The 24,883-nt window shown below is 71.2% G+C and carries 17 protein-coding genes; 8 read left to right on the top strand and 9 right to left on the bottom strand.

The genetic code is table 11. The annotated features are described in order from the left end of the window. Positions 1–70: 70 nt before the first annotated feature. Entirely contained in the window at positions 71–2,350 is a 2,280-nt protein-coding gene (locus G3I78_RS29855; RefSeq protein ID WP_164430123.1) for an N-6 DNA methylase, read from the bottom strand. A gap of 212 nt (positions 2,351–2,562) precedes the next feature. Here G3I78_RS29855 and G3I78_RS29850 point away from each other — a divergent pair, with 212 nt between their 5' ends. Next, positions 2,563–3,273: a hypothetical protein gene (locus G3I78_RS29850; protein ID WP_164430114.1), complete on the top strand. Its 711-nt coding sequence runs from the start codon at positions 2,563–2,565 to the stop codon at positions 3,271–3,273. A gap of 169 nt (positions 3,274–3,442) precedes the next feature. Continuing rightward, the gene (locus G3I78_RS29845; protein WP_164430112.1) at positions 3,443–4,234 is read left to right on the top strand and encodes a hypothetical protein; all 792 of its coding nucleotides are present in this window, start codon (positions 3,443–3,445) and stop codon (positions 4,232–4,234) included. Positions 4,235–4,271: 37 nt separating this feature from the next. Here G3I78_RS29845 and G3I78_RS29840 read toward each other — a convergent pair whose 3' ends face one another. Both G3I78_RS29840 and G3I78_RS29835 read right to left on the bottom strand, forming a co-directional pair. Continuing rightward, entirely contained in the window at positions 4,272–5,015 is a 744-nt protein-coding gene (locus G3I78_RS29840) for a GNAT family N-acetyltransferase (protein ID WP_164430110.1), read from the bottom strand. A 94-nt stretch (positions 5,016–5,109) separates the two neighbouring features. After that, complete coding sequence (locus G3I78_RS29835; RefSeq protein WP_203615736.1) at positions 5,110–5,823, bottom strand: HNH endonuclease family protein; 714 nt, start codon at positions 5,821–5,823, stop codon at positions 5,110–5,112. Between the two features lie 193 nt (positions 5,824–6,016). Here G3I78_RS29835 and G3I78_RS29830 point away from each other — a divergent pair, with 193 nt between their 5' ends. Continuing rightward, positions 6,017–6,202, top strand: a complete 186-nt coding sequence (locus G3I78_RS29830) for an antitoxin (protein ID WP_164430106.1) — start codon at positions 6,017–6,019, stop codon at positions 6,200–6,202. A 156-nt stretch (positions 6,203–6,358) separates the two neighbouring features. On the opposite strand, the gene G3I78_RS29825 is transcribed toward G3I78_RS29830, so the two are convergent. Both G3I78_RS29825 and G3I78_RS29820 read right to left on the bottom strand, forming a co-directional pair. Continuing rightward, a complete protein-coding gene (locus G3I78_RS29825; RefSeq protein ID WP_343243879.1) occupies positions 6,359–6,970 on the bottom strand; it encodes a nucleotidyltransferase family protein in 612 nt (203 codons plus the stop codon). 2 nt (positions 6,971–6,972) lie between these two features. After that, positions 6,973–7,887 (bottom strand): hypothetical protein, encoded by a 915-nt coding sequence (locus G3I78_RS29820; RefSeq protein WP_164430104.1) that lies wholly within the window; start codon positions 7,885–7,887, stop codon positions 6,973–6,975. Between the two features lie 104 nt (positions 7,888–7,991). Here G3I78_RS29820 and G3I78_RS29815 point away from each other — a divergent pair, with 104 nt between their 5' ends. Continuing rightward, complete coding sequence (locus G3I78_RS29815) at positions 7,992–8,597, top strand: TetR/AcrR family transcriptional regulator (RefSeq protein ID WP_164430102.1); 606 nt, start codon at positions 7,992–7,994, stop codon at positions 8,595–8,597. Between the two features lie 304 nt (positions 8,598–8,901). Here G3I78_RS29815 and mfd read toward each other — a convergent pair whose 3' ends face one another. Further along, positions 8,902–12,432 carry a transcription-repair coupling factor gene (gene mfd / locus G3I78_RS29810; protein WP_164430100.1) on the bottom strand — a complete coding sequence of 1,177 codons (3,531 nt, stop codon included), beginning with the start codon at positions 12,430–12,432 and terminating at the stop codon, positions 8,902–8,904. A 646-nt stretch (positions 12,433–13,078) separates the two neighbouring features. Between mfd and G3I78_RS29805 the strand changes: the two genes are divergently transcribed. After that, a complete protein-coding gene (locus G3I78_RS29805) occupies positions 13,079–14,509 on the top strand; it encodes a DUF2079 domain-containing protein (protein WP_164430098.1) in 1,431 nt (476 codons plus the stop codon). A 110-nt stretch (positions 14,510–14,619) separates the two neighbouring features. On the opposite strand, the gene G3I78_RS29800 is transcribed toward G3I78_RS29805, so the two are convergent. After that, on the bottom strand, positions 14,620–17,199 hold the full coding sequence (locus G3I78_RS29800) for an ABC transporter permease (RefSeq protein WP_164430096.1): 2,580 nt from the start codon (positions 17,197–17,199) through the stop codon (positions 14,620–14,622). Then, positions 17,196–17,984 (bottom strand): ABC transporter ATP-binding protein, encoded by a 789-nt coding sequence (locus tag G3I78_RS29795; protein ID WP_164430094.1) that lies wholly within the window; start codon positions 17,982–17,984, stop codon positions 17,196–17,198. The genes G3I78_RS29800 and G3I78_RS29795 overlap by 4 nt, the downstream gene beginning before the upstream one ends. A 404-nt stretch (positions 17,985–18,388) precedes the next feature. Between G3I78_RS29795 and G3I78_RS29790 the strand changes: the two genes are divergently transcribed. The 3 genes from G3I78_RS29790 (at position 18,389) to G3I78_RS29780 (ending at position 21,232) form a co-directional block, all read left to right on the top strand. Beyond that, complete coding sequence (locus tag G3I78_RS29790) at positions 18,389–19,909, top strand: MFS transporter (protein ID WP_203615696.1); 1,521 nt, start codon at positions 18,389–18,391, stop codon at positions 19,907–19,909. A gap of 296 nt (positions 19,910–20,205) precedes the next feature. Further along, entirely contained in the window at positions 20,206–21,045 is an 840-nt protein-coding gene (locus G3I78_RS29785; RefSeq protein WP_164430090.1) for a helix-turn-helix transcriptional regulator, read from the top strand. Then, on the top strand, positions 21,017–21,232 hold the full coding sequence (locus G3I78_RS29780; protein ID WP_164430088.1) for a DUF397 domain-containing protein: 216 nt from the start codon (positions 21,017–21,019) through the stop codon (positions 21,230–21,232). The genes G3I78_RS29785 and G3I78_RS29780 overlap by 29 nt, the downstream gene beginning before the upstream one ends. Here G3I78_RS29780 and G3I78_RS52920 read toward each other — a convergent pair. Then, complete coding sequence (locus G3I78_RS52920; protein ID WP_164430086.1) at positions 21,223–24,861, bottom strand: TIR-like protein FxsC; 3,639 nt, start codon at positions 24,859–24,861, stop codon at positions 21,223–21,225. The genes G3I78_RS29780 and G3I78_RS52920 overlap by 10 nt on opposite strands. Between the last annotated feature and the right edge of the window lie 22 nt (positions 24,862–24,883).

Here is a 24,883-nt window from a genome sequence, read left to right as displayed (position 1 = left end):
TGTACCGAACCGTTGTGGAGCTGATCACTTCCCACGGCCGCGCAGGTCGCGCGGAGTTGCGGCTTCCGCCTCAGTCGGGCGCGACCGTCCCGCCGGTGAGCCCGTCGTACATCCCGCGCACGAGCTGCTCCCCGAGCCGGCCCGCGCGCCTGAGCGCCCGCTCGAACTCGTCGAGCGCGCGGAAGCGTTCGCCGTAGCGCCGCTGTTCGTCGAGCGGGAGCCGGGGCAGCTGAAGCCGGCGCACGTCCAGGCGTGTCGCGGTGGAGGCGTAACTGCTCGCCTGGCGGTTGTTGGCGGTGCCGCGCAGGAACCCGGCGAGGAACCAGGGGTCGAGCGCGGCGGGATCGGGGCGCAGGAGCACGAGATTGCGCCCCAAGGCGGCGCCCCCGGTCGCCGTATCGATCACGCGGGCCACCGAACCGCCGCCGAGCACGGGTACGACGACGTCGCCCGGCTCGGTCAGCACGGCCTCCTCGTCGCTCTCGGGGAGCGTCCCGGAGGGGTCGGCCCCGGAGAGGACGTCGTGGTCGGTGAGGACGGGCACGCGCGCGTGGCCGCCGTTGCCGCCCGTGCGCAGCAGCAGGGCGCCCCCGCGCGCGAGTTCGCCGATCGTGGTGAGCGGCCACCGCGCGGGTTGCGCCGCGTCCGCGCGGGGCGGGGTGAGGTCGGCGGTCAGGCGCAGGGTCTCGTTCAGGCGCTCACGCACGGCCGTGAGCTGTTCGGCGCCGTCGGCCGCCGTCGGGGGCGGCAGATGGCGGGCTGGGGCGAGGTCCACGTCGTCGTCGAGGAGTTCGATGACGGGCAGCGCGCGGGCCAGACCAGGACGTTCGGCGAACCTGCCCGGCCCGGCGAACGCCTGCCAGGCGTCCAGAACGGCCTCGCGCACCGCCCGCCAGTCCGGCCCGCCGCGCCCCTCCCCGGCGAACCTGCCCACGTCGGCGAGCAGCACCTCCGGCTGCGCGGGCGGCTTGTGGGGGCGGCGCAACACCCACAGGTGCAGCGGGATGTTGTACGGCGGTGCCGCCCCGACCGGCAGGGCGATCACGGCGCGCAGGGCACCGCGGCGCAGCAGGTCGGCGCGGATACGGCGGCCCGAGCGGCGCGAGGCAGCCGCCGGCGGCATGAGCAGGACCGCGCTGCCGCCGTCCTTGAGGCGGGCGAGCGCGTGCTGGACCCAGGCGAGCTCGGACTCGGTGCGGGCCGGGAAGCCGTACTCCCAGCGCGGGTCGTAGGCGAGTTCGTCGTGGCCCCAGTTGCGTTCGTTGAACGGCGGGTGGCACAGGACGGCGTCGGCGTGCAGCTGCGGGAAGGCGTCGGCGCGCAGGGTGTCGCCGGCGGCGCCGTGCACGGTGGACCAGGTGTGCAGGGCGAGCCGGAGCGTGGTGAGCGCGGCGAGTTCGGGGGCGCTGTCCTGGGCGTGGAGCTGCTGTTCGGGGCGGGTGGCGGCGGCCCTCAGCAGGGCGCCGGTGCCGCAGGCCGGGTCGAGGACGGTGCGGACCGGGCCCACGAGGTCGGCCATCAGTCCGGCCAGGTCGGCGGGGGTGAGCGTGTACTGGCGCGGGTTGGCGTCCAGGTGCCGGCCGAGCAGGAACTCGAAGGTCTGCCGGGCACCCAGCTCTGCTGCCAGCTCTACGACTCCGCGCAGGAGGGGGGTGGAGGGGAGGAGTTCGACGGCGGTGGGGGTGTGAACGGCGGGGTGGGTGTTCACGGGGGGGTGCGTGTTCACGGGGGAGGGGTGAGCCGGGTCGGACGGCGTGTGAACAGGGTCGGACGGCGTGTGAACAGGGTGGGAGGTGTTCACAGCCGCAGGTGAGTTCACGGTCGCGGGTGAGTTCACGTCGGCCGGGGCTTCGGCGGCTGTTGCGGTGTTCACAGCCACCGGCGCGTTCACGACGGTCGAGGAGTTCACGGCCGCCGCGATACTCACGCCCGCCGCGGTGTTCACGCCCGCCGCCTCCCCGAAGCGTTGCGTCAGCACCACCCCCAGCTCCCCCGGCAGCATGCCCGCGAGGCGCTCGTCGGAGCCGGCGCTCATGTCCAGCCAGATCGTCGGGCGGTCGTGGATGAGCAGCAGGACGCAGCCCGCGTGGGTGAGGGCGGTGACCGGGCCGTCGGGGTGGCCGGAGAGCTGCTGCCAGACGCGCTCCCGGAGGGGTACCTCGGCAAGTTTCCCCTGCTTGCGCAGCCAGGACTCGACCTCGGCGAGTGCGAACGAGGGGCTGGTCTCGGTGCCGCCGACGGGCCTCGGGAAGTCGGCGTGCCGACGGCGCCAGTTGCTGACGGCCGCGCGGCCGACACCGGCCAGCCGTGCGATACCGGCGGCGGTCACCTCAGTCGCGTTGTCCTGCACCCGCCCGCTCCCCTCGTCGTGCCGCACAGGCCCTGCGCGTCGCCTGTGACGCCGAGCATACCGACGTACGCAAGATCTACCCATTCACGGCCGTGTACACGAGAGGCTTCGTGAATCGTGTTGACTCGGTTCACAGCCTCTGCTCTTATTGACCCAGCGAACGAGCGACCGCCGAAAGGGCGGCGGTCACCGCTTCGGGAGGGGACACAGCCATGGGCATGAAGGGCAGGGTGGCGCTGGGCGCCGTCGTGGGACTCGTCGTCATCGGCGCCGTCTCGGCGAACGCCGGGAGCGGCGGGAGTGACGGGAACGACGGCGGCAGCGGTGGCTCCAAGGGCTCCGGTGGCAGCGGCTCCTCGGCGTCCGCGGAACGCGAGTCCGGGGGCGAGAAGGGCTCGGCGAAGACCGAGGTCGCGGAGAAGAAGGCCGCGTTCTCGGGGGACGGCGACTTCCAGGTCGGTTCGGACGTCAAGCCCGGGACCTATCGCACCACCGGCAACAGCGACGGCATGTGCTACTGGGAGCGGGCCAAGGACGCCTCGGGCGAGATGGACTCGCTGCTGGCCAACGACAATGTCACCGGCACCAGTTACGTCACCGTCAAGGCCACCGACAAGCTCTTCAAGTCGAGCGACTGCAACGACTGGGAGGCCGTCGACACGAAGTCCAAGGGCTCCCCCGCGGCCAGGATGTCCGGCGACGGCGGCATGTTCAGAGTCGGCGCCGACATCGCCCCGGGCACCTACCGGTCCGCCGGAAACGCCGACGACTCCTGCTACTGGGAGCGCGCCAAGGACGCCGAGCACGGAATCGACTCGATCGTCGCGAACGACAACGTCAACGGCACCGCCGTCGTCAAGATCGGCGCCTCGGACGCCTACTTCAAGACGACCGGCTGCAAGGACTGGAAGAAGACCGGCTGATCCCGCCGGGCCCGCACCCTCCGGCCCGCCCCGCCCACAGCCGCCCGGGGCACCACACCGCACGCCCCCTCGGTATATCGCGCCCCTCTCGGCGCATCGCGCGCCACCTCGGCGCACCCGCCGTGGCGCCCCGCGCCACGCCTCACCGCCTCCCCATCAAGGAATCACCATGCGTCGCACCGCACTTGCCGCTCTCTGCATCGCCGCCGCGGCCACCGTGGGACTCACCGGCTGCCAGCCCGGTCAGGACAACGCGGACAACACCAGCGCGGCCGGCACGTCCGCCGGGTCGAGCAAGCCGGCCCAGAAGAAGGAGCCGTTCGCCGGACTGACCGGCGGGGAGATAGCCGACCGCGCCACGAAGGCGACGACCGGCGCCTCAGCGCTCCGGATGAAGGGCGAGATCCCCGACGACGAGAGCAAGGCCACCATCACCCTCGACGTGGCCCTGAACAGGAAGGGCGAGTGCGCCGGCACGATCGGTATGGGCGGCAAGGGCAAGGCCGACCTGATCAAGACCGGCGACACCGTCTACATGAAGTTCGACGAGGCGTTCCTGCGCGAGCAGAGCGAGGGCGAGTCGAAGTCGGACACCGAGGCGGCCGTGGCCATGCTGGCCGGCAAGTGGACCAAGACGAAGGCGACGGGCGACGACGCCAAGGAGTTCGCGGACTTCTGCGACCTGGACACGGTGCTCGCCGGCGCCGAGGACACCGACTCCGACGCGAGCCGCGGGAAGACGGCCACCGTCGACGGGGCCCCGGCGATCGTGCTGCACGAGAAGGACGGCAAGGAGCGCTACACCCTGTACGTCGCCACCGAGGGCAAGCCGTATCTGCTGCGGATCGACAGCACCGCCGGGGCGGACCAGGGCTCGGTCGTCTTCAGCGACTTCGACGAGCCGGTCCCGGCGCAGAAGCCCACCGGGGAGATCCTCGACCTCGACGCGCTGGGCGGCTGACCGGGCGGCAGGGGCCCACGGCACCGATGCGGCACGCTCAAAGGGCGTGCCGCATCCACACGTTGGGCTCGACGTACACCGCGTACCCGCGCTCCGGCTCGCACCGCACCGGCACCAGCGCCCCGGGCACCTCGATGTCGCCCCGGGTGTCGAAGGGCAGCCCGGTCCAGTCGCGCCACTGCTCCAGTGAGCCGGCGACCGTCATGGAGGCCGGTGCCACGGCGTGGACCGCGGCGCCGGCCCGGGCGTGGACGCGCAGCCAGGGGTCGTACGGCAGGCCGTCGGAGCGGACGCGGTAGGCGTACTCCTCCATCGGGGTGTGCGGTTCCAGGTGCTTGCCGCTGGGGCGGACGGGGGCGACGACCTCGGTGAAGCCGTGGGCGCGGGCGTTGTCCCGCATCGCCGAGAGCATCCGGGCGGACAGGCCGCGGCCCTGGAGGCGCGGATCGACGACGACCGAGATCGCGCTGACCGTGTCGGGCCGCACACCGCGGCGCAGGTCGCCGAAGGCCCACACCAGGATCTCGTCCCAGCCGCGGGCGGGCAGCTCACCGCGGTCCTCGGCGCGCAGGGCGAACGGCACGCTGTGGGCGTGCGCGACGACCTCGCCCCGCTCGTCCTCGGCGAACAGCACGTACTCGGGGAGTTCGGCGGAGATCCGGCCGTAGTGGGCGTTGCCCACGGGGTCCTGGGTCACGAACTCCGGCCAGCTGTCGGCCATGTCGAGGACACGCTCCCGCATCTCGGGACGCTCGGCGAGACTCGATACCTTCAGCTCCATGCCCTCAACGTAGGCGCGGGCCCGCAGACCGGAAAGCGCATTTCCCGCCCACGACGGCCCACGCCGGCCCTCTCGGTCCGCTCTCAGTCCGCTCTCAGTCCGCGTGGAACCTCGGCGGTGCCGCCGTCGGGTTGCCGCCGGTCGGCAGCTTCTGGCCGGGGCAGCCCGAGAGGACTTTCTCCATCGCGGACTTCTCGGCGGCCGTGACCCACAGGTCGTACTTCTTCTTCACGGCGACCTGGGCGGCCACATAGGTGCAGCGGTACGCCTTGTTGGGCGGCAGCCAGGTCGCCGTGTCGCCGTCCCCCTTGGAACGGTTGGTGCTCGCGTCCACGGCCAGCAGGTTGAGGGGGTCGTTGGCGAGAGCTATGCGCTTGCCGGCGTCCCAGTACTTGGCGCCCTTCTGCCAGGCGTCGGAGAGCGCCACCATGTGGTCGATGTCGACCTGGCTGCGGCCGCGCCGGTAGGTGACGTCCTTGCCCGAGTAGGGGTCGGACTCCAGGACGCCGTAGGACACCTTGCAGTCCCCGCCGGTGAACTTCACGTCCTCCAGGTCGCGTTTGAGTATGTCGTCGCGGGTGTCGCAGTCGTTCGAGTCGGTGTCCGCCCAGGCGGTACCGAACCTGTCGCGGGAGTAACCCGTCTTGGGCGCCCGCCCCTTCACGGTGAGCGACTCCGCGGCGGTCAGGGCCGCGCCCGAACCCCCGGTCTCCTCCGGTCCGCCGGACCCTGTGGTCGTCTCCGCCTTGCACCCGGCCACGGCGAACACCAGCACGACGGCGGCCGCAGCCCCGCCCCTCAGACGCATCACGTGCGCCCCTCCCCTTGCAAACCCGGTCCGCCCCCGCAGGGAGCGCCTTCCCTTGTACGGCGCCGCGCACACCGTAGCGAGCGGGCGCACCGCGGCATTCAGGAGGTCCAGACCACCACCCGTTCGAGTGGGCATCAGAGACATAACGGCCGTATCGTCGTTCGTGAGTCGCCTCCGGAAGGAGCTCTGGATGGGCATCTTCGACAGGTTCAAGAGCAACCGCCAGATGCAGGACAAGGCCAAGGACATGTCCGACATGGCGGAACGGAAGGTCAACGAGAAGACGGGCAACAAGTACGAGAGCCAGGTCGACGACGCACAGCAGAAGATCGAAGGGTCGCTCGGCATGGATCGCGACAGGCCCGAACAGCCGTAGGCCCGAAGACCCCACGGAGGACAGGGACCCGTCGGGCAGGGCCCGACCGGGCACCGGGTTCCCACCCCACACCGCGTCCGAGGCCGTCCGCGGAGCCCCGTCTCCCGCGGGCGGCCTCGGTCGGTGTGCGCCCGAAGCGGCCTGAACCCGCAGCGGTCAGGCAGGCCACGGCAGCACCGTGAGCTCCGGCCATTCCCCCTTCCAACGCGCGGTCTTGGTCTCGTAGACCTCCCGCGGCGCGAGCACCGGGTTGGGGCGGACGACGAGGTCGAACACGTCGGACAGCCCGTGGGGCGCGTAGACACGCCAGGCGCCGCCGGGTTCCCACCGCACCCCCAGACAGCACGTCGTCGCGGCGAAGCGGTCGATGGCGGACTCGGTGGAGTCGTGCGGCGGGCAGGGGACTCCGAACTTCTGCTCGTACCAGAGGTGCACCCGGGCCTCGTTGCGGATCTCCACCTCGGCGGGCAGTCCCGCGTACACCTCGCGGCCCGCGCGGATCACGGCGTCCTCGGCCTCCCAGGAGAGGTCGGTGGCGTCGAAGTAGAAGATGTCGTAGTCCTTGATGCCCTGCTCCGGGGGCCTGCCCGTGACCACGTTCCACACGGTCTGGAACAGGCAGCCCGCCGTCAGGTACCAGCCGGGCAGGTCGAGGGTCGCCGTTCTGGTCAGCACCTCGGTCAGGGTGTCGTTCCGTGCGAGCACGGCGCGGAGTTCGTCCAGTTGCTCATCGAGGGGGAGCCGCCCCGGCGCCTGCCTGTCCGTCACGGTCACACCTTTCCGATGCCGAGTGTCGTCTCCGACGGCAGCAGCCCGGAGGACAGGACCGCGACCCAGTAGTCGCCGAGCAGGTCCGCGAGGCGGTCGGTGTCGGCTGGGCCGAGCAACTGCCAGGGAGCGGCGGCGAGTTGGTCGGTCCGGTGCTCCACACTGTGCCGCAGGTCGCGGCCCGCGCCGGTGGCCTCGCCGTGCTCGTCGACCAGTCCACGGGCCGTCAGACGCTCACGCGCCGCCGCCCATTCCCGCGCGCTCCAGCCCCGGCTCTCGAAGCGCTCCACGGACGCGGCACCGATCGCGGCGAAGGAGACCAGTGACTCGACCGGGTCGAGGCCGGCCACGAGCAGCGCGGCCACATGGCCGTCACCCCGGTGTTCGCGCAGGATCGTCGCCGCCTGCCAGAGCTGGAGGTGCGGGGCCTCGGGCCACTCCAGTCCGGCGTTGGCCGCGGCGAGCGGACGGCCCGCGGTGTTCGCCGCCTCGGCCGCGCGCCGGGCGAGGGCGGCGGCCTCCGCCAGCTCGGGGCCGTCGACACGGTCGCCCAGTATCGCGCGGTAGGCCCGGTCGACCCCGCGCAGCCTCGCCGCCAGCACCGCCTCGGGCTCGGCGATCGCCCACGCGGGGTCGATGTGCTCGGCGACCATGCGGGGGCTGAAGCTGTAGAACGCGGAGGCCACCCGCTCGGCATCGGCCGCCCCCAACGGCGCGGCACGGTAAGGGAAGTAGCTCGGCCAGCGCTCCCGCGTGCCGTACCCGAGCGCCTTCGCCTCCTCGAAGGCCTCCGGCGCGTAGTAGAGCACCGCGTGCAGCGGCTCCAGCAGATGCCAGAGCTGCCGCACCCGGGTCAGCTCCACGCCTCCGCCGCCCACGCCGGTCTCCCCCGCCGCCGTGCCGTCGTACTCAGACATGACATGCCTCCCGAGAGCCCTCGGACCCACCTCAACTTGACATCGACAAGATTGCCCCATCCCCTCCAACTTGTCAATGGCTAGATTCCACGTACGCTGTTCCCATGGCACCCGCGGAACCCGAGCAAGAAGCCAAGCAAGAACCCAAGCAACCGAACCGCCCCTACCACCACGGCGACCTCCGCCACGCGATCCTCACGACCGCACTCGACGTCATCGCGGCCGACGGCCCGGGCGCACTGAGCCTGCGTGATCTCGCCCGCCGCGCCGGCGTCTCGCACGCGGCCCCGGCCCATCACTTCAAGGACCGCACCGGCCTCCTCACGGCGATCGCCGCCGAAGGCTTCGCGCTGCTCGCGGCGACCCTGGCGGAGGCCCCGGACCTCAAGGAGGCGGGCGTGCGCTACGTACGCTTCGCCCGCGAGCACCCGGCCCACTTCCAGGTGATGTTCGCGCCCGAACTGCTGCGCGCCGACGACCTCGAACTGACCACGGCCCGCGCCCTGGCCACCGACGCCCTGCGCACCCCGGTCTCGGCCGCGCACACGGGAGGCCTGGACAGCCGCCTCGCCGGAGTCGCCGCCTGGTCCTTCGCCCACGGCTTCGCCGCGCTGCTCCTCAGCCACAACCTGGACGACCCGCTCGGCGACCAGGCCCCGGAGGAGGCGTTCAGAACCCTGGCGACCACGATGTTCCGCCCCGGAACCTGACCCGACGACCGGCCTTGCGCGGGCCACCACGCGGACCCTCACCACCACCGCACGCCCCGGTCACCGGGCAACCGGGCCGCCACCCCGCCACCCCGCCGAGGTCAGGCTCGGATCCGGCCCACGGGCGCAGCGCCACGACCCCCACGCCCAGCGCGAGCACGGCCACCGCCGTCACTCCCGCGAGCCACGCCCTGCGCTGCCGCCGTCCCCCGTAGAACATGCCGTCGTCGTGGCAGCGGAAGGGAACGCCGGGCAGTACCGCCGAGAGGACTTCACTCAACCCCGCGTGTCCCCCGGCGGCGCCTCACGACCCCAGGATCGACGTCAGGAACTCCCCGACCCAACCCAGCAGTTCCCGCCCGACCAACGGCTTCCCGCCCACCTTCGCCGTCTTCGGCCGCGGCACCAGCACCTGGTGGACGGCCGGCTTGATGACGGTGCCCGGGTACAGCCGCTTCAGCCGCAGTTCCTGCGACTCCCGCAACTCCACCGGTGCGAAGCGGATGTTGGTGCCCTGGAGGACGATCTCGCCGACGCCGCACGCGCGTGCCAGCATCCGGAGACCGGCGACCAGGAGCAGGTTCTCGACCGGCTCGGGCAACTTGCCGTAGCGGTCGACGAGTTCCTCGCGTACGGCCTTGATGTCCTCCTCGGTGTTGACCGAGGCGATCGCGCGGTAGGCCTGAAGACGCAGCCGCTCGCCCGGCGCGTAGTCGTGCGGGACGTGTGCGTCGACCGGGAGCTCGATCTTGACCTCCAGGGGCGGCTCCTCCTCAACACCGCCCTCCAGGGAGGCCCGGTAGTCCGCGACGGCCTCGCCGACCATGCGGACGTACAGGTCGAAGCCGACGCCCGCGATGTGCCCGGACTGCTCGCCGCCGAGGAGGTTGCCCGCGCCGCGGATCTCCAGGTCCTTCATGGCCACGTACATGCCCGCGCCCATCTCGGTGTGCTGGGCGATGGTCGCGAGCCGCTCGTGGGCCGTCTCCGTGAGCGGCTTCTCCGGCGGGTACAGGAAGTAGGCGTAACCCCGTTCACGGCCACGGCCCACCCGCCCGCGCAGCTGGTGGAGTTGCGAGAGGCCGAAGTTGTCGCCGCGCTCCACGATCAGGGTGTTGGCGTTGGAGATGTCGATGCCGGACTCGACGATCGTGGTCGAGACGAGGACGTCGAACTTCTTCTCCCAGAAGTCGACGACGACCTGCTCCAGGGCCGACTCCGACATCTGGCCGTGCGCGGTCGCGATGCGCGCCTCGGGGACGATCTCCCGCAGCCGCGAGGCCGCGCGGTCGATCGACTCGACGCGGTTGTGGATGTAGAAGACCTGGCCCTCGCGCAGCAGTTCACGGCGGATGGCCGCGCCGATCTGCCGCTCCTCGTACGGTCCGACGAAGGTGAGCACCGGGTGGCGCTCCTCCGGGGGCGTGGTGATCGTCGACATCTCGCGGATGCCGGTGACCGCCATCTCCAGCGTCCTGGGGATGGGCGTCGCGGACATGGTCAGTACGTCGACGTTGGCGCGGAGCTTCTTCAGCTGCTCCTTGTGCTCGACACCGAAGCGCTGCTCCTCGTCGACGATGACCAGGCCGAGGTCCTTGAACTTGGTCTCGGAGGAGAACAGCCGGTGGGTGCCGATGACGACGTCCACGGAGCCCTCGCGCAGGCCCTCCAGGACGGCCTTGGCCTCGGTGTCGGTCTGGAAGCGGCTGAGCGCCTTCACGACGACCGGGAACTGCGAGTAGCGCTCGGAGAACGTCCCGAAGTGCTGCTGCACCAGCAGGGTCGTCGGGACGAGCACCGCCACCTGCTTGCCGTCCTGGACGGCCTTGAAGGCGGCCCGTACGGCGATCTCCGTCTTGCCGTAGCCGACGTCGCCGCAGATCAGGCGGTCCATGGGGACCGACTTCTCCATGTCCTCCTTGACCTCGGCGATAGTGGTGAGCTGGTCGGGGGTCTCCGCGTACGGGAAGGCGTCCTCCAGTTCGCGCTGCCACGGGGTGTCCGGGCCGAAGGTGTGCCCGGGGGCCGCCATGCGCGCGCTGTACAGCTTGATCAGGTCGGCGGCGATCTCCTTGACGGCCTTCTTCGCGCGCGCCTTGGTCTTGGTCCAGTCGGCGCCGCCGAGGCGGTGCAGCGTGGGTGCCTCGCCGCCGACGTACTTGGTGATCTGCTCCAGCTGGTCGGTGGGAATGTAGAGGCGGTCGCCGGGCTGGCCGCGCTTGGCGGGGGCGTACTCGACGACGAGGTACTCGCGCGTGGCGCCCTGCACGGTCCGCTGGACCATCTCGATGTAGCGGCCCACGCCGTGCTGTTCGTGGACGATGTAGTCACCCGCCTCCAGGGTGAGCGGGTCGATGGTCTTGCGGCGCCTGGCAGGCATCCGGGCGCCGTCCTTGCCGGCCGCCTTCTGCCCGGTCAGGTCGGTCTCGGTGAGCACGGCGAGCTTCATCGAAGGGTCCACGAAGCCGTACTCGATCGAGCCGCACGCCACGTGCACGACCGAGGGGGAGATCGCCGCGAGCTCCGCGTCCAGGCGGGCCGCGATGCCCTCGCCGCCCAGCACCTCGACGGTACGCGCCGCCGGGCCGTGGGCCTCGGTGACGAAGACCGCGCGCCAGCCGTCGGCGAGCCAGCCCTTGGTGTCGGCGAGGGCCTTGGCGGTGTCGCCGCGGTAGGTCTCGGGGGCGTGCATGCCGAGCTTGAGGGTGTCGGCGTCGAGTTCCTCGTCGGCCGCGAACGGCGAGACGGACCACCACATCATGTCCAGCTCGCGCGCGCGGTCCCGGACGTCGGCGATGGACCACAGGGAGGCCGCGCCGACGTCGATGGGCGCCTCGCCGCCGCCCGCGGTGGCCGCCCAGGACGCCTGGAGGAACTCCTGCGAGGTGGCCACGAGGTCGGACGCGCGCGTGCGGACCCGCTCCGGGTCGCAGACGACGGCCATGGCGCCCTTGGGCAGGACGTCGATCAGCAGCTCCATGTCGTCGACGAGCACGGGGGCCAGGGACTCCATGCCCTCGACCGCGATCCCCTCGGCGATCCGGCCCAGCAGCTCGCCCAGCTCGGGGTGCTGCTCGGCGAGGGCACGCGCGCGTTCGCGTACGTCGTCGGTGAGCAGGAGTTCACGGCACGGGGGCGCCCACAGGCCGTGTTCGGCGACCTCCAGGGAGCGCTGGTCGGCGACCTTGAAGTAGCGGATCTCCTCGACGTCGTCGCCCCAGAACTCGACGCGCAGGGGGTGTTCCTCGGTGGGCGGGAAGACGTCGAGGATGCCGCCTCGGACGGCGAACTCGCCGCGCTTCTCGACGAGCTCCACGCGCGCGTAGGCCGCTGCCGCGAGGGACTCCACGATCGTGTTCAGGTCGGCGCTCTGACCAGTCCGCAGGGCCACCGGCTCCAGGTCGCCGAGGCCCTTGACCTGCGGCTGGAGCACGGAGCGCACGGGTGCGACGACCACGGAGACCGGGCCGGTCTCGGGGTCGTCCGGGCGGGGGTGGGCCAGCCGCCGCAGGACGGCGAGGCGGCGGCCGACGGTGTCGCTGCGGGGGCTCAGGCGCTCGTGCGGAAGGGTCTCCCAGGACGGGTACTCCACGATCCCCTCGGGCGGGAGCAGGGAGCGCAGGGCCGCGGCCAGGTCCTCGGCCTCGCGGCCGGTCGCCGTCACCGCGAGCACCGGCCGGCCGGCCTCGCGCGCGAGCGCGGCGACCGCGAAGGGGCGGGCCGCCGGGGGGCCGACCAGGTCGACGTGCATGCGGTTGCTGTCCTGGGCGGCCGCGATCGCTTCCGCGAGGGCGGGGTCCTTGACGACGGCGTCGAGCAGACCGTGCAGGCTCATTCGGGGCGGCTTTCGTCCGGGGGGCTTGGCTGGCGGCGGAGGGAGCGGCCGGTGGGATCGGCCGGGGGCGGGCAACGCGAATCGCCCGACGCGGTGACCGGCCGGGGGGTCTCCAGCCTACGACGCCACGCTCGTGGACGCCGGGGCCTGTGGACAACTCCAGGCCCCCGAGCACCGGCCCTGTGGAAAACCGCGAACAGCCGAACGCCGGCCTTGTGGACAGCCCTGGACAACCAAGCGCCGACCCCTGTGGACAGCCCCGGACAACCGAACGCCGCGCCCTGCGGACAGCCCTGGACAACCGAACGCCAGCCCTGCCGGACCACCACGGACAACCGAACGCCGTCCCCACCGGACTACCCCGGACAACCGAGAGCCGCCCCCACCGCACCACCACAGTCCCCGCAGGCCAAGGCCCTCCACACGCGTCCGCCCGGGGCCGGTCACCGCGGCCGCCGGACCACCAGACATGATCGAGGGCCAGGCATCGAAGCCCGCACACCCCGGCCCAAGCCCCGCACACCCCCGGCCCGAGCCCCGCCAATCCTCGACCCAAGCCCCGCCGGCCCCCAGCCCAAGCCACACCAGCCACCAGACCCCACCGGCCCCCACCCCAACCCCCAACCCCACCCCCGAGGCCCGCCACATGCCCCCTCCCGCCCCGCCGTCCACGGACTCGCATCCCGTCATACCGGGGCCGGTCACGCCTCCCCCGCGTGACCGGCGTCCGCCGGGCCCCCGCTGGGACCCCTGGCTGCTGGCCGGGCTGCTGTTCGTCGCGTACGCGGTCGTCTCCGTCTCCCGCTACCGACACCTGGCGAACCGCTCCTGGGACCTCGGCATCTTCGAGCAGGCGATCCGCGCGTACGCGCATCTGCGCGCGCCCGTGGCCGATCTGAAGGGCCCCGGGTTCAACATCCTGGGCGACCACTTCAGCCCGGTCACCGCGCTGCTCGCGCCCGTGTACCGAGTCTTCCCCTCCCCCGTGACGCTCCTGGTGGCGCAGGCCGCGCTGTTCGCGCTGTCCGCGGTGCCGGTCACCCGCGCGGCGGCCGCACTGCTGGGGCGGCGCCGGGGACTCGCGCTGGGGGTGGCGTACGGACTGTCCTGGGGTCTTCAGAGGGCCGTCGACTTCGACTTCCACGAGATCTGCTTCGCCGTCCCGATGATCGCGTTCGCCCTGGAGGCGGTCCTCGCGCAGCGCTGGCGGCGCGCTCTGTGCTGGGCGCTGCCGCTGGTCCTGGTGAAGGAGGACCTGGGTCTCACGGCGGCCGCGATCGCCGTGGTCGTCGCGATCCGGGCGCGGAGCGTGTCCCCGCGCGCGGTGCGGTACGCGCTGGGCGTCGCGGTGCTGTGCGCGGCGGCCACGGTCGTCACCCTCACCGTCGTCATACCGGCCTTCAACACAGCCGGGGACTACGGCTACTGGCAGAAGGTGAGCGGGTCCGGCGGCCCCCTGGACGGCCTCGACACCAAGATCCGTACGCTCGCCTGGCTGCTGATCCCGACCGGCGGACTGCTCGCCCTGCGCTCCCCGCTGGTCCTGGTCGTGCTGCCGACGCTGGGCTGGCGGTTCGTGTCCGCGGACGCGCACTACTGGGGCACGGACTGGCACTACAGCGCGGTGCTGATGCCGGTGGTCACGCTGGCGTTCGCCGACGCCCTGACCGCCGTACGGGAGAGCCCGCGGCCCTGGCTGCGGTCGTACGGCAGGCAGCTGCCCACCGCCGTCGTCGCGGCGGCGCTGGCGCTGACCACGGCGCTTCCGCTGGCGGGGCTGACCGAGGCGGACACCTATCGCGAGCCCGCGCGCGTGAGCGCGGTGGAGGGGCTGCTGGCGCGGGTGCCGGACGGGGCGACGGTGGAGGCCAACATCGGTCCGATCAGCCGGCTCACCGCGCGCTGCCGGGTGTTCTGGATCGGGAACACCCAGGGCCTGTCCCCGGACTACGTCGCGTTCGGCAACCGGACCCAGGAGTACGCCGAGTCGTACGTCAGGCGGCTGCATCCGCGGACCGCCTACACGGTCGTGGGCGTGACCGGCGGCTATGTCCTGCTGAAGCGGGGCAGTTTCTGAGCACGGGAACGGGCCCGGTGCCGGAGGCTGGTTCCTCCGGCACCGGGCCCGTTCCCCGTTCCCCGTTCCCCGTTCCCCGTTCCCCGTTCCCCGTTCCCCCGTCAGGGTGGCTACTCGGTCGCGATGGCGTTCAGGACGTTCATCCGGCCCGCGCGGAACGCCGGGATCAGGGCGGCGAACAGGCCCACGAAGGCCGATCCGACGAAGACCGCGATGATCGTCGGCCAGGGGATCTCCAGGACCTTCAGGCCCTCCAGGGCGAGCAGCTTCTGGGCCGTCGCCCCCCAGCCCATGCCGAGGCCGAGGCCGAGCAGGGCGCCGAAGAGGGCGATGACGACCGACTCCATGCGGATCATGCGCCGCAGCTGGCGCCGCGAGAGGCCGATCGCCCGCATGAGGCCGATCTCCCGGGTCCGCTCGACCACCGAGAGCGCCAGGGTGTTCACGACACCCAGGATCGCGACGATGATCGCGAGGGCCAGAAGGCCGTAGATCATGTTCAGGAGCTGGCCGATCTGGTCCTTGAGGGCCTGCTTGTAGTCGGACTGGTCGCGCACGGTGTACTGCGGGTAGTCGTGCAGCGCCGACTTCAGGGACTTGTACGCGGCGTCCGTCTGGCCTTCCTTGGCCGACGCGAAGACCAGCTGGTCGAGGGGCATCTTGTCGGCCGGCACGTACTTGGCGAGCGTGGCGGTCGAGATGTACTTCGAGCCGGCGTCGATGACGACGTCGCTGCTGGTGATGGCGCGGACGGTGAGGTTCGCGGTGGCGCCGTCCTTGAAGGCGACCTTGATCTTCGAGCCGAGGTGGATGCCGTGCGCCTCGGCGAACTTCTCGTGCACGGACATCGAGTCGGGCTTGTAGGCGTCGGCGAGCTTGCCGGCGACTGTCTTGGTCTGGAGGTCGGTCGCGTACGTCGGGTCGGCCGCCGTGATGTCGGTGTCCTTGAGCGTCTTGCCGTCGGGGGTCGTGTAGTCGGCCTCCGTGATCCGGTACTCGGTGACCCGCGCGAGGCCGGGGGTGTCCTTGACGGCCTTCACAGCGGCCGGGGTGACCAGCTGCCCGCTGTCGGACTGGATGATGAAGTCCGTGCCGACGGTCTTGTCGAGCTGGTCCGTCGCGGAGGCGACCATGGACGAGCCGACGACCGACAGACAGGCGACCAGCGCGAGGCCGATCATCAGGGCGGCGCCCGTGGCCCCGGTACGGCGCGGGTTGCGCAGGGCGTTGCGCTCGGCCATGCGTCCCACCGGGCCGAACACCCTGAGGACGACCGCGCCCAGGACGCGCACCACACCGCCCGCGAGGAGCGGGCCGATCACGACGAAGCCGATCAGGGAGAGCACCACGCCGAGGCCGAGCCACAGGGAGCCCTCCTTGGCCTTGTCGGCCGCGGATGCCAGGTAGAGGGCGTAGCCGCCGCCCCCGGTCAGCACCAGGCCCAGCACGGCCCGTACGACACCGGCCTTGGCGTCGGCCGGGGCGCCCGCGTCGCGCAGCGCGGCCATCGGGGAGACCTTGCCCGCGCGGCGGGCCGGAAGCCAGGCGGCCAGGACGGTGACGACCACGCCGAGCAGCAGGCCGACCAGCGGGGTGGTCCAGGCGACCGTCAGATCGCTGGTCGACAGATGCATGCCCATGGAGCCCATGAGCTTCATCAGTCCGACCGCGAGTCCGACGCCCGCGCCGACCCCCAGCACCGACCCGGTCACGCCCAGGAGCAGCGCCTCGGCCAGCACGGACCGGTTGACCTGCTTGCGGCTCGATCCGATCGCCCGCATCAGGCCGATCTCACGGGTGCGCTGGGCGACCAGCATCGAGAAGGTGTTGATGATCAGGAAGATGCCGACGAGGAAGGCGATCCCGGCGAAGCCGAGCATCGCGTACTTCATGACGCTCATGAAGCTCTCGACGTCCTTCTGGTTGGCGTCGGCGGTCTCCTTGGCCGTCTGCACCTTGTAGCCGCCGCCGACCTCGGCCGCGACGTTCTGCTTCAGCCGCGCGTCGGTGACGCCGGGCGCGGCCGTGACGTTGACGTTCGTGTACACGCCGGTCTCGCCGACCAGCGCCTCCTGGGCGGTCTTCGTGTCCAGGTAGAAGATCGCCGCGCCGGGGTTGGTGACCTGGAAGTCGGCGATGCCGGAGATCTTCGCGGTGTGCGTGCCGACCGCGCTGATCACGCCGATCTCGTCACCGAGCTTCAGGTGGTGCTTGTCGACGGTGTCCGCGTCGACCATGATCTGGCCGGAGTTCTTCGGGGCCGCACCGGAGGTGATCTTCATGGTGCGGGCGTCGTTGGCGTTCCAGCTGCCGACGATGGTCGGGGCGCCGCTGGAGGGCGAGAGGTTGTCCTTGTCGGCGTCCACGACGGTCACCGAGGTCGAGAAGACGGTCCCCTCCGCCGACTTCACGCCCTGCGCCTCGCGGACCTTCGCCAGCACGGAGGCCGGCATGACCGGCGGCTTGCCGTTGTCGGAGGTCGTCTCGCCGCTGTCGGAGGCGCCCTTGCCGCTCACCGTCACGTCGGAGGAGGTGGCCGCGAAGAGCTTGTCGAAGGTGGTGTTCATGGTGTCGGTGAACACCAGCGTCCCGCAGACGAAGGCGACCGACAGCAGGACGGCGACGGCCGACAGGGCCATGCGTCCCTTGTGCGCGAAGAAGTTGCGCATCGAGGTCTTCATGACGGTCATGACGTACGCCCCCGGGCGTCGAAGTCCTTCATGCGGTCCAGGACGGCGTCCGCGGTCGGCTTGTACATCTCGTCGACGATCCGGCCGTCGGCGAGGTACAGCACCCGGTCCGCGTACGAGGCGGCCACCGGGTCGTGGGTGACCATCACGATGGTCTGCCCGAGCTCGTCGACCGAGCGGCGCAGGAAGCCCAGCACCTCGGCGCCCGCGCGCGAGTCGAGGTTTCCGGTGGGCTCGTCACCGAAGATGATCTCCGGCCGGGCGGCCAGGGCGCGGGCCACGGCGACGCGCTGCTGCTGGCCGCCGGAGAGCTGGGTGGGCCGGTGCTTGAGTCGGTCCGAAAGTCCAACTGTCTCGACGACCCTGGCGAGCCACTCCTTGTCGGGTTTGCGGCCCGCGATGTCCATGGGCAGCGTGATGTTCTCGAGCGCGTTGAGCGTCGGCAGCAGGTTGAACGCCTGGAAGATGAACCCGACCCGGTCGCGGCGCAGCTGCGTGAGCTTCTTGTCCTTGAGGCCGGTGATCTCGGTGTCGTCCAGGTAGATCTGACCGCTCGTCACGGTGTCGAGTCCGGCGAGGCAGTGCATGAGGGTGGACTTGCCGGACCCCGAGGGGCCCATGATCGCGGTGAACTGTCCGCGAGCGATGTCCACGTCCACATGGTCAAGGGCGACGACGCGGGTCTCGCCGGACCCGTACGCCTTGACGACCTGCCGCGCCCGCGCGGCAACGGCCGTACGCCCTCCAGTGCCCCCGTGCCTGGTGATGGTTACAGCCGATGTCACGGTATATCTCCTATGTCGGTCATCGAATGAGCAGCGATTGAACCGCCGATCGCCGGGGCGACCGGTGCGATTGCTTGGGTACGGCGTTCAGTCTGGTCCCGCGAGAGGGTCCGCCGCGCTGGTGCTCAGCACCGTCTTCTACGGGGGAAAACCCCACCCCCGCCGATCCGGTCGACCTCCCCCCGCCGCTCCCCAACGGCGTAAAGCCAGGTTAAGGACGGACCGTGGCCCGTCTCGTCCTCCGGCGGTACGAACCCTCCCCGAGCCCAGGTACGGAGATACCCCTAGGGGCAGTCCACCTCCAGGTGGAGGCGATCTAGGGGTCGGCTCCACCCTCCGGCGCAGCCAGGCTGCACCCTGCCGCCGCGTGAGGGTCAAGTGGGAAGCTGTCGTCCGGCAGATAGATGCAGGGGGAAGGAATCCGCGTGGACGACACGAGGCCGGCGATACGTGAGTCCGCGCCCCACCGGGAGACCCGCCGCCGGGGGGCCGTCGTGGCCGCCCTCATGCTCGCGATGGCACTGGCCGCCCTGGACGCCACCATCGTCTCCACGGCCGTCCCCCAGATCGTCGGGGACCTCGGCGGCTTCTCGGTCTTCTCCTGGCTGTTCTCCGGCTATCTGCTGGCCGTGACGGTGACGCTGCCGTTGTACGGCAAGCTCTCCGACACCTTCGGGCGCAAGCCGGTGCTGGTCGCGGGGGCCGCGTTGTTCCTGCTCGGGTCACTGCTGTGCGCGGTGGCGTGGAACATGGGGGCGCTGATCGCCTTCCGGATCGTGCAGGGCCTCGGCGGCGGCGCGCTCCAGGGCACGGTCCAGACGCTCGCCGCCGACCTGTACCCGCTGGAGGAACGCCCGAAGATCCAGGCCAGGCTCTCCACGGTGTGGGCGGTGGCGGCGGTCGCGGGCCCGGGGGTCGGCGGGGTGCTCGCGGCCTACGCCGACTGGCGGTGGATCTTCCTCGTCAACCTGCCGATCGGCGCGGTGGCGCTGTGGCTGATCGCCCGCCATCTGCACGAGCCGGCCCGCGAAGCGCGCTCCACGCGCGCGCGTGTCGACTGGGCGGGCGCGCTCGCGGTGTTCGCCTGCGGGGGCGTGCTGCTGACGGCGCTCGTGCAGGGCGGGGTGGCGTGGGCATGGCTCTCGGCGCCGTCGCTGGGGCTGTTCGGCGCGGGACTCGCCCTGGTGGCCGTCGTCGTCCTGGTGGAGCGCCGGGCGGCCGAGCCGATCATCCCCGGGTGGGTGTGGCGCCGCAGGACCATCGCCGCGGTGAACCTGGCCCTGGGCGCGCTGGGACTCCTCATGGTCGCCCCTACGGTCTTCCTGCCCACGTACGCCCAGTCCGTCCTCGGCCTCGCCCCGGTCGCCGCCGGATTCGTGCTGTCCGTCTGGACGTTGAGCTGGCCGGTATCGGCCGCGCTGAGCCAGCACGTGTACCGGCGCATCGGCTTCCGCAACACCGCGATGCTCGGCATCGGCACGGCGTCCCTGATCCTGTTCGCGTTCCCCTTCCTCCCCTACCCGGGCGCGGCCTGGCAGCCCACCCTGCTGATGCTGCTCCTCGGCGCCGCGCTGGGCCTCTTCCAACTCCCCCTGATCGTCGGGGTCCAGTCCACGGTCGGCTGGGCCGAACGCGGCACCACGACGGCCTCCGTGCTGTTCTGCCGCCAGACCGGCCAGACCATCGGCGCCGCCGTCTTCGGCGCGGTCGCCAACAGAGTCCTCGCCTCCCGCCTCGGCGGCGCGAACGACCTCGACTCCGTCACCCGCGCCCTCTCCGCGGGCACCGCACCCGAGGCGACCCGGCGGGCCATCGCGGACGCGGTGCACGCGGTGTATCTGGGGGCGGGGTGCGCGGCGGCGGTGGCCTTCGTGGTGCTGCTGGTGTGGGCGCCTCGGCGGTTTCCGGTGTTGGAGGAGCAGTGAGCTACGCGCGCGTGCACCTCGGACACCGGCAGGGCGGAAAACGTCCCGCCAGGTCGATCGGAGCGTCCTTGCGGGACGGGCTGTACGTCACTGTGGGTCCCCAGCTCCGGCCGCCGTCGCGTGAGACCTGAAGGGTGATGCTCGCCCCGACAAGCCCGTCTTCCTGCTCTTTCGAGAGTTCCACCCTGTCGCCTTTCACTTTCCGTGCCGATTCCTGCACAGAGTGACGTGGCGCCGGTTACGCTCGGAAGGTAGCTGAGCGTGACAACGTGGTCTGCACGAGGGGGAGTTGACCGGTGGCGATCGAGGACAACCCGCTGACGCGTCAGCAGTACGGCACCGAGCTGAAGCGGCGACGGGAGGCAGCCGGGTTCACGCAGGAGGAGCTGAGCATGCGTGCGGTCATGTCGCGCACGCACATCGCACACATCGAGGCGGGGCGGCGCAGGCCGGACGTGGAGGACGCGCGGCGGCTGGACCAGGTGCTGGAGACAGGCGGCTTCTTCGAGAACTTCCTTCCGGCGCTGGACGGCCGCAGGGTGGCGGAACACTTCGCGGAGGCGCTGGAGTTCGAGGGGCGGGCGACGGAGATCCGGGAATACGCCCCCAAGTTGGTGCCTGGCATCCTCCAAACCCCGGCCTACGCACGCGAGGTGCTCAGTTCGGGCGCGTCACCGAGGAGCGACGAGGAACGTGACAAGCTCCTTGTCACCCGCCTCGAACGCGCCCGCATCCTCGACGACTTCCACTCGCCGAAAGTGTGGATCCTGCTCGACGAGGCGGTACTTCGGCGCCCTATCGGCGGGCCAGAGGTGATGTGCGAACAACTCCGGCACATCGCGACCCTGGGAGAGAGCAACCGCATTCGCGTCCATGTCCTGCCCTTCTCCGTCGGTTACCACGCCCTGATGGAGGGCTTCGTCTCGCTGATGTGGTTCGAGGACCTGCCGCCCCTCGCCTACGCCGAAGGCCTCAAGTCGGGCCGGATCCTGGAACTCCCGTCCGTGGTCCGGGAGTGCCAGGTGTCCTACGATCATGCGCTGGGCGACGCTCTGTCGCACCGCAACTCCCTGGCGTTGATCAAGTCAGTCGCAGAGGATTACGAGCATGAAGCACAACGAGCACAACATCTCTGACGACTCCGCCCTGACCTCGTGGCGCAAGTCGAGCTACAGCGGCGGAAGCAGCGGCGACTGCCTCGAAGTGGCCGACGCTGCTTGGCCGTTGGTGCCGGTCCGCGACAGCAAGCGGACTGGTGGACCGGTGCTTGTCTTCAGGGGCCCCGCCTGGTCCGCCTTCGTCGCCGGTGTACGTCAGGGCTGAACATCCTCGAAGGCGTTGGGCAGGTCCGCCAAGTCGTTAGGGTCGCAGGGCCGCAGTCGAGCCGCTTTGGCCGCTTCCGCTACGGACATGGCGATCCGGAAAACCGCCTCCCGGTACTCGCGGCGGCGGCCGGATTTCAGAAGGCCGAGCAGTCCCTCTTCGAAATACGCGTTGCCCAGCGCCGCCTCCCCGTACTGGATGTTCCGTACGGCCGACGGCAGCTGTTCGCCGTCTGTGGGAAGCCAAATCACCGGCACGATGGCCGACAGAGGGCTCCTGCCGGAAGAGGACTCCCTCTCCATACGCCAGTTGAATGCCGCCCATTCCCTCCCGCACCATTCGCTCTTGAAGTAGCGGGGTGAATAGAGGGGTACGAGCACCTGTGCCTCGGCCAAGGCCCTCATCGTCGTCGCCCGCCACTCTGTCCCTGGGGAAATCTCCGCGTCGATGAAGCCCACGTCCGACGATTCCAGAGTGGTGAGCTGCCAGATGTCCGTGCTCAGGTCTCTGAAAAAGCGCTGCTCCAGGTCGTGGTCCCGAGATTCGGCTGACGGTGTGTGGGCGTAACTCAGATAGAAGAGCGGCCCTCGGGTCGGCACGGGCTGTGGCCTGGAGACCGAGAACAGCTCATGCAGTTCGGGATGGATCCTAGACGCCGTCAACCCGCCGCCGGCGTTCTCCCACACCACAGAACAGAGCCGTCCGCCCTCGTCGAACACCACCGCACCCGGAATGCCGTCGTTCAGCCTCCTTGAGACGGATCGCACCTGGAGACCCGGTGTTCCCGCACTTCCTGGGTCCCGGAACCAAACTGCGGCGAAGGGGCTGAAAAGGCCGCTCACCTCAGCCACCACTTCCCGGGGCAGCTCATCAGGAACGCGCAGCAGCGTCTGCCCTGGCACACCAAATGCGCGAATTCCGGTCACGTCGAGACCCCGGCCGAGCAGTCGATGCACACGCAGGACGCCGCCCGGGGTTGTGTCGACGACACCGGTCATCACCGTGTCGGTTCCGACGACAATCCCGGTTCCGATGAACTCCCCATCGCGGGTGATCCACACGAGCGACGGCTCAATCCGCCGGAACCCCTCGCTGCTCGCCAGCTCCCGCATAACCCTGAAACGGACCGACATGTCCTTCGTCCTGATCGCCGTCACAGCGTGCCCGAGCGCACCCGGATTCGTCCCCGTCACCTCGACCAACTCGGCTAGCTCAGAATCGCTCACCCAGAACCGGCCCGGGGGACCAAGCGACAGCGTGACGTACTCCAAGGCCTCGCCCCAAGTGAAGTCCTCCAACTCCAGCCGCTCGTGAGGCATGACCACCGTCCCCGGGTCCCCGGAGCAGGTCACCAGCATGCTGTTGTACGAGTTCGCCAGCAACGGCAGCCGATCCACGAAGGCGAGAGTCTCCGTCGTGGCTCCGTCGAGGATCAGCAGCACGTCAGGGTTTCTCGCGAAGTAGGCATAGACGTCCGCCAGAAGGGAGTCCGCGTAGATCGACTCGCCGGCGCGAATGACGTCAGCGTCGACGGCGAAGCTGACGAGATCCTCCTCCAGGACCTCGCGACTGTGCGCTCTGACCCATCGGACCGTCTTGAAGTCCATGGCCAGTTCCCGTGCGCAGGCAATGGCCAGTGAAGTCTTCCCGGTGCCCGGACGCCCCGTCATGACGACGATGCTCGGGCCCTTGGTGCGGCTTCCGCGTGAGCGGCTTCCTCTGCGCAGGACCTCCAGGACACGGCCGGTCTCCGCCCGCGGGAGGTAGTGCTCCGGAAGCGCGGGGATCGTGTTCGACAGCCCCGCCGACGAGCCCTGCTCCTCGCCAGGACGGTCACCACGCCGTCGCCGCCACGGAAGCGACCACCCTCGACGGCTCCGCCGCCCAACCTCCTCGGCGTCCTCTCGGTCCCGCACCAGCTCCCCGCCCCCGCCATCGCCCCCCAACCGCGCCGCCAGCTCCGCGTAGTCGCCTCCCGCCCGGCTGATAACGGCCAAGGCGACCTCCGCGAACGCCCGGCTCTCCGGCGGCAGTTCGACCCCGTCGAGTCCCGCCCCGGAGCCCGCTGCCACCAGGGCCGCGAAGTCTGTCACCCCACCCAGTGTCCGGGAGACCCGCTCGCCGGCACCCGCCATCACCTCCCGGAGCACCCTCAGCGACTCCGTGCGCGTCAGGCGGTCCAGCAACGTCTCGCGAATGCCGTCCCGGAAGTCGTACAGGACCGTGTCCGGGTCCTCGCCGGGGCCGGCCGGTGTGGCGCGGACCAGGAGGCCGGACAGGAAGATCTCGGCCAGGTGCATGGGCGTCGATGACGGGAGCAGCGTCTGCTGGACGAGCCGCATCACCGGGAGACTGAGCGGGGCCGCAGCGAGGAGGCGCAGGAGGCGGAAGGCCTCCGGGGAGTAGCCCTCTTCAAAGCGTTCGATCCACGCGGCCGGGGTGGTACTGCCGTCGGGCCGGTCGGCGGCTGGGGCGGGGCGGTCGGCCACGGTGAGCGGGGTGGCCAGCAACGGGGTCCAGTCCGTGGCGCGGCCCGCGACCAGACGGGCCCACGGGTCCAGCCAGGGGCCGGAGACCTCCAGCACCGGCAGCCAGCGGATCCGGGCCCGGTCGGCCGCTCCCGCACGTCCTCGGACGATGCCGGGCAGCGGACCGGAGGAACTGACCTCGATCGTCGCGCGGGCCCCCTCCGTACCGCGAGCACGGACAGCCGAGGTGCGCAGGGCCGTCCGGTGCCACAGGTGGCTGGGGAGCACCTGGAACGCGGCCACGGGACGCTCGCGGGACCATGCGGCCAGCGTCCTGGGCAGGTCGGTGCCGTACCAGGCCGGGCCCACGCCGTCGGTCAGGACGAGGACGGCCCGGCAGCCGGTGGGGTCGGCCAGGGCCTCACGCCAGCGGCGCGTCGGGGACACGGCCCGCGTATCTCGCCGGAAGGGCGCAAGGCGCGGCTCCGGATCGTCGGTGTGCAGTGCCCAGGCGCGTACCTCCGCGAAGGCGCTGTGCCGGGCGAAGAGGGTGCGCAATTCGTCCGCGAGCCGGTGCCAGACACCCATCGTCGTCCCCGTGTCGATCAACAGGTCGGCGGAGAAGCGGAGTTCGCTCGCCGGGCGCAGGACCGGCAGCAGCAGTCCGGTGTCACCCGAGGCGGCCGCCGTGGCTTCGACGTCGAGGACCCGGGTCCTGGTGGAGGAGACCTTCTGGCGCAGCGGGCGCAGGGCGCGGGCCAGGGACAGGGCGTCGGGGAGGGCGTGCGGCTGGGTGACACGGACGGCGTGTGCGCCGCCAGGACGCGGTGGCGCCGTGCCGGTGCCACCGGGCAGGTACAGGCGGGCCGACGGGGCCCGCGGACCGGAGTCGTGTGCGGGACGGGGTTCGGGCGGAGGAGCCGGCAGCGGGTCGGTGTCCCGCGCACCGGCGGTCGGGTCGGTGCCGTCGCCGATCCTGGCCCAGTCCAGGGGGCCGATACCGCTGAGCCTGGCGATCCACAGGACGTCGAGAGCGTCGCCCGCGTCCGGGCGGCCGTCCGGGTTCAGGAGTCGGGCGAGTTCCTCTCGCAGGACGCCGTCCGGGACGGAGGGCCGTGGATCCGGGTTCGGCCGGGTCGGCGAGGTGCCCTCGGAGTCCACCGGCCGCGCGTACCCGGCAGGA

This window comes from Streptomyces sp. SID13726 (assembly GCF_010548375.1).
Taxonomy (GTDB): Bacteria; Actinomycetota; Actinomycetes; order Streptomycetales; family Streptomycetaceae; genus Streptomyces.
Note: the sequence above shows the minus strand (reverse complement) of the source record. Positions and strands in the feature narration are given on the sequence as shown.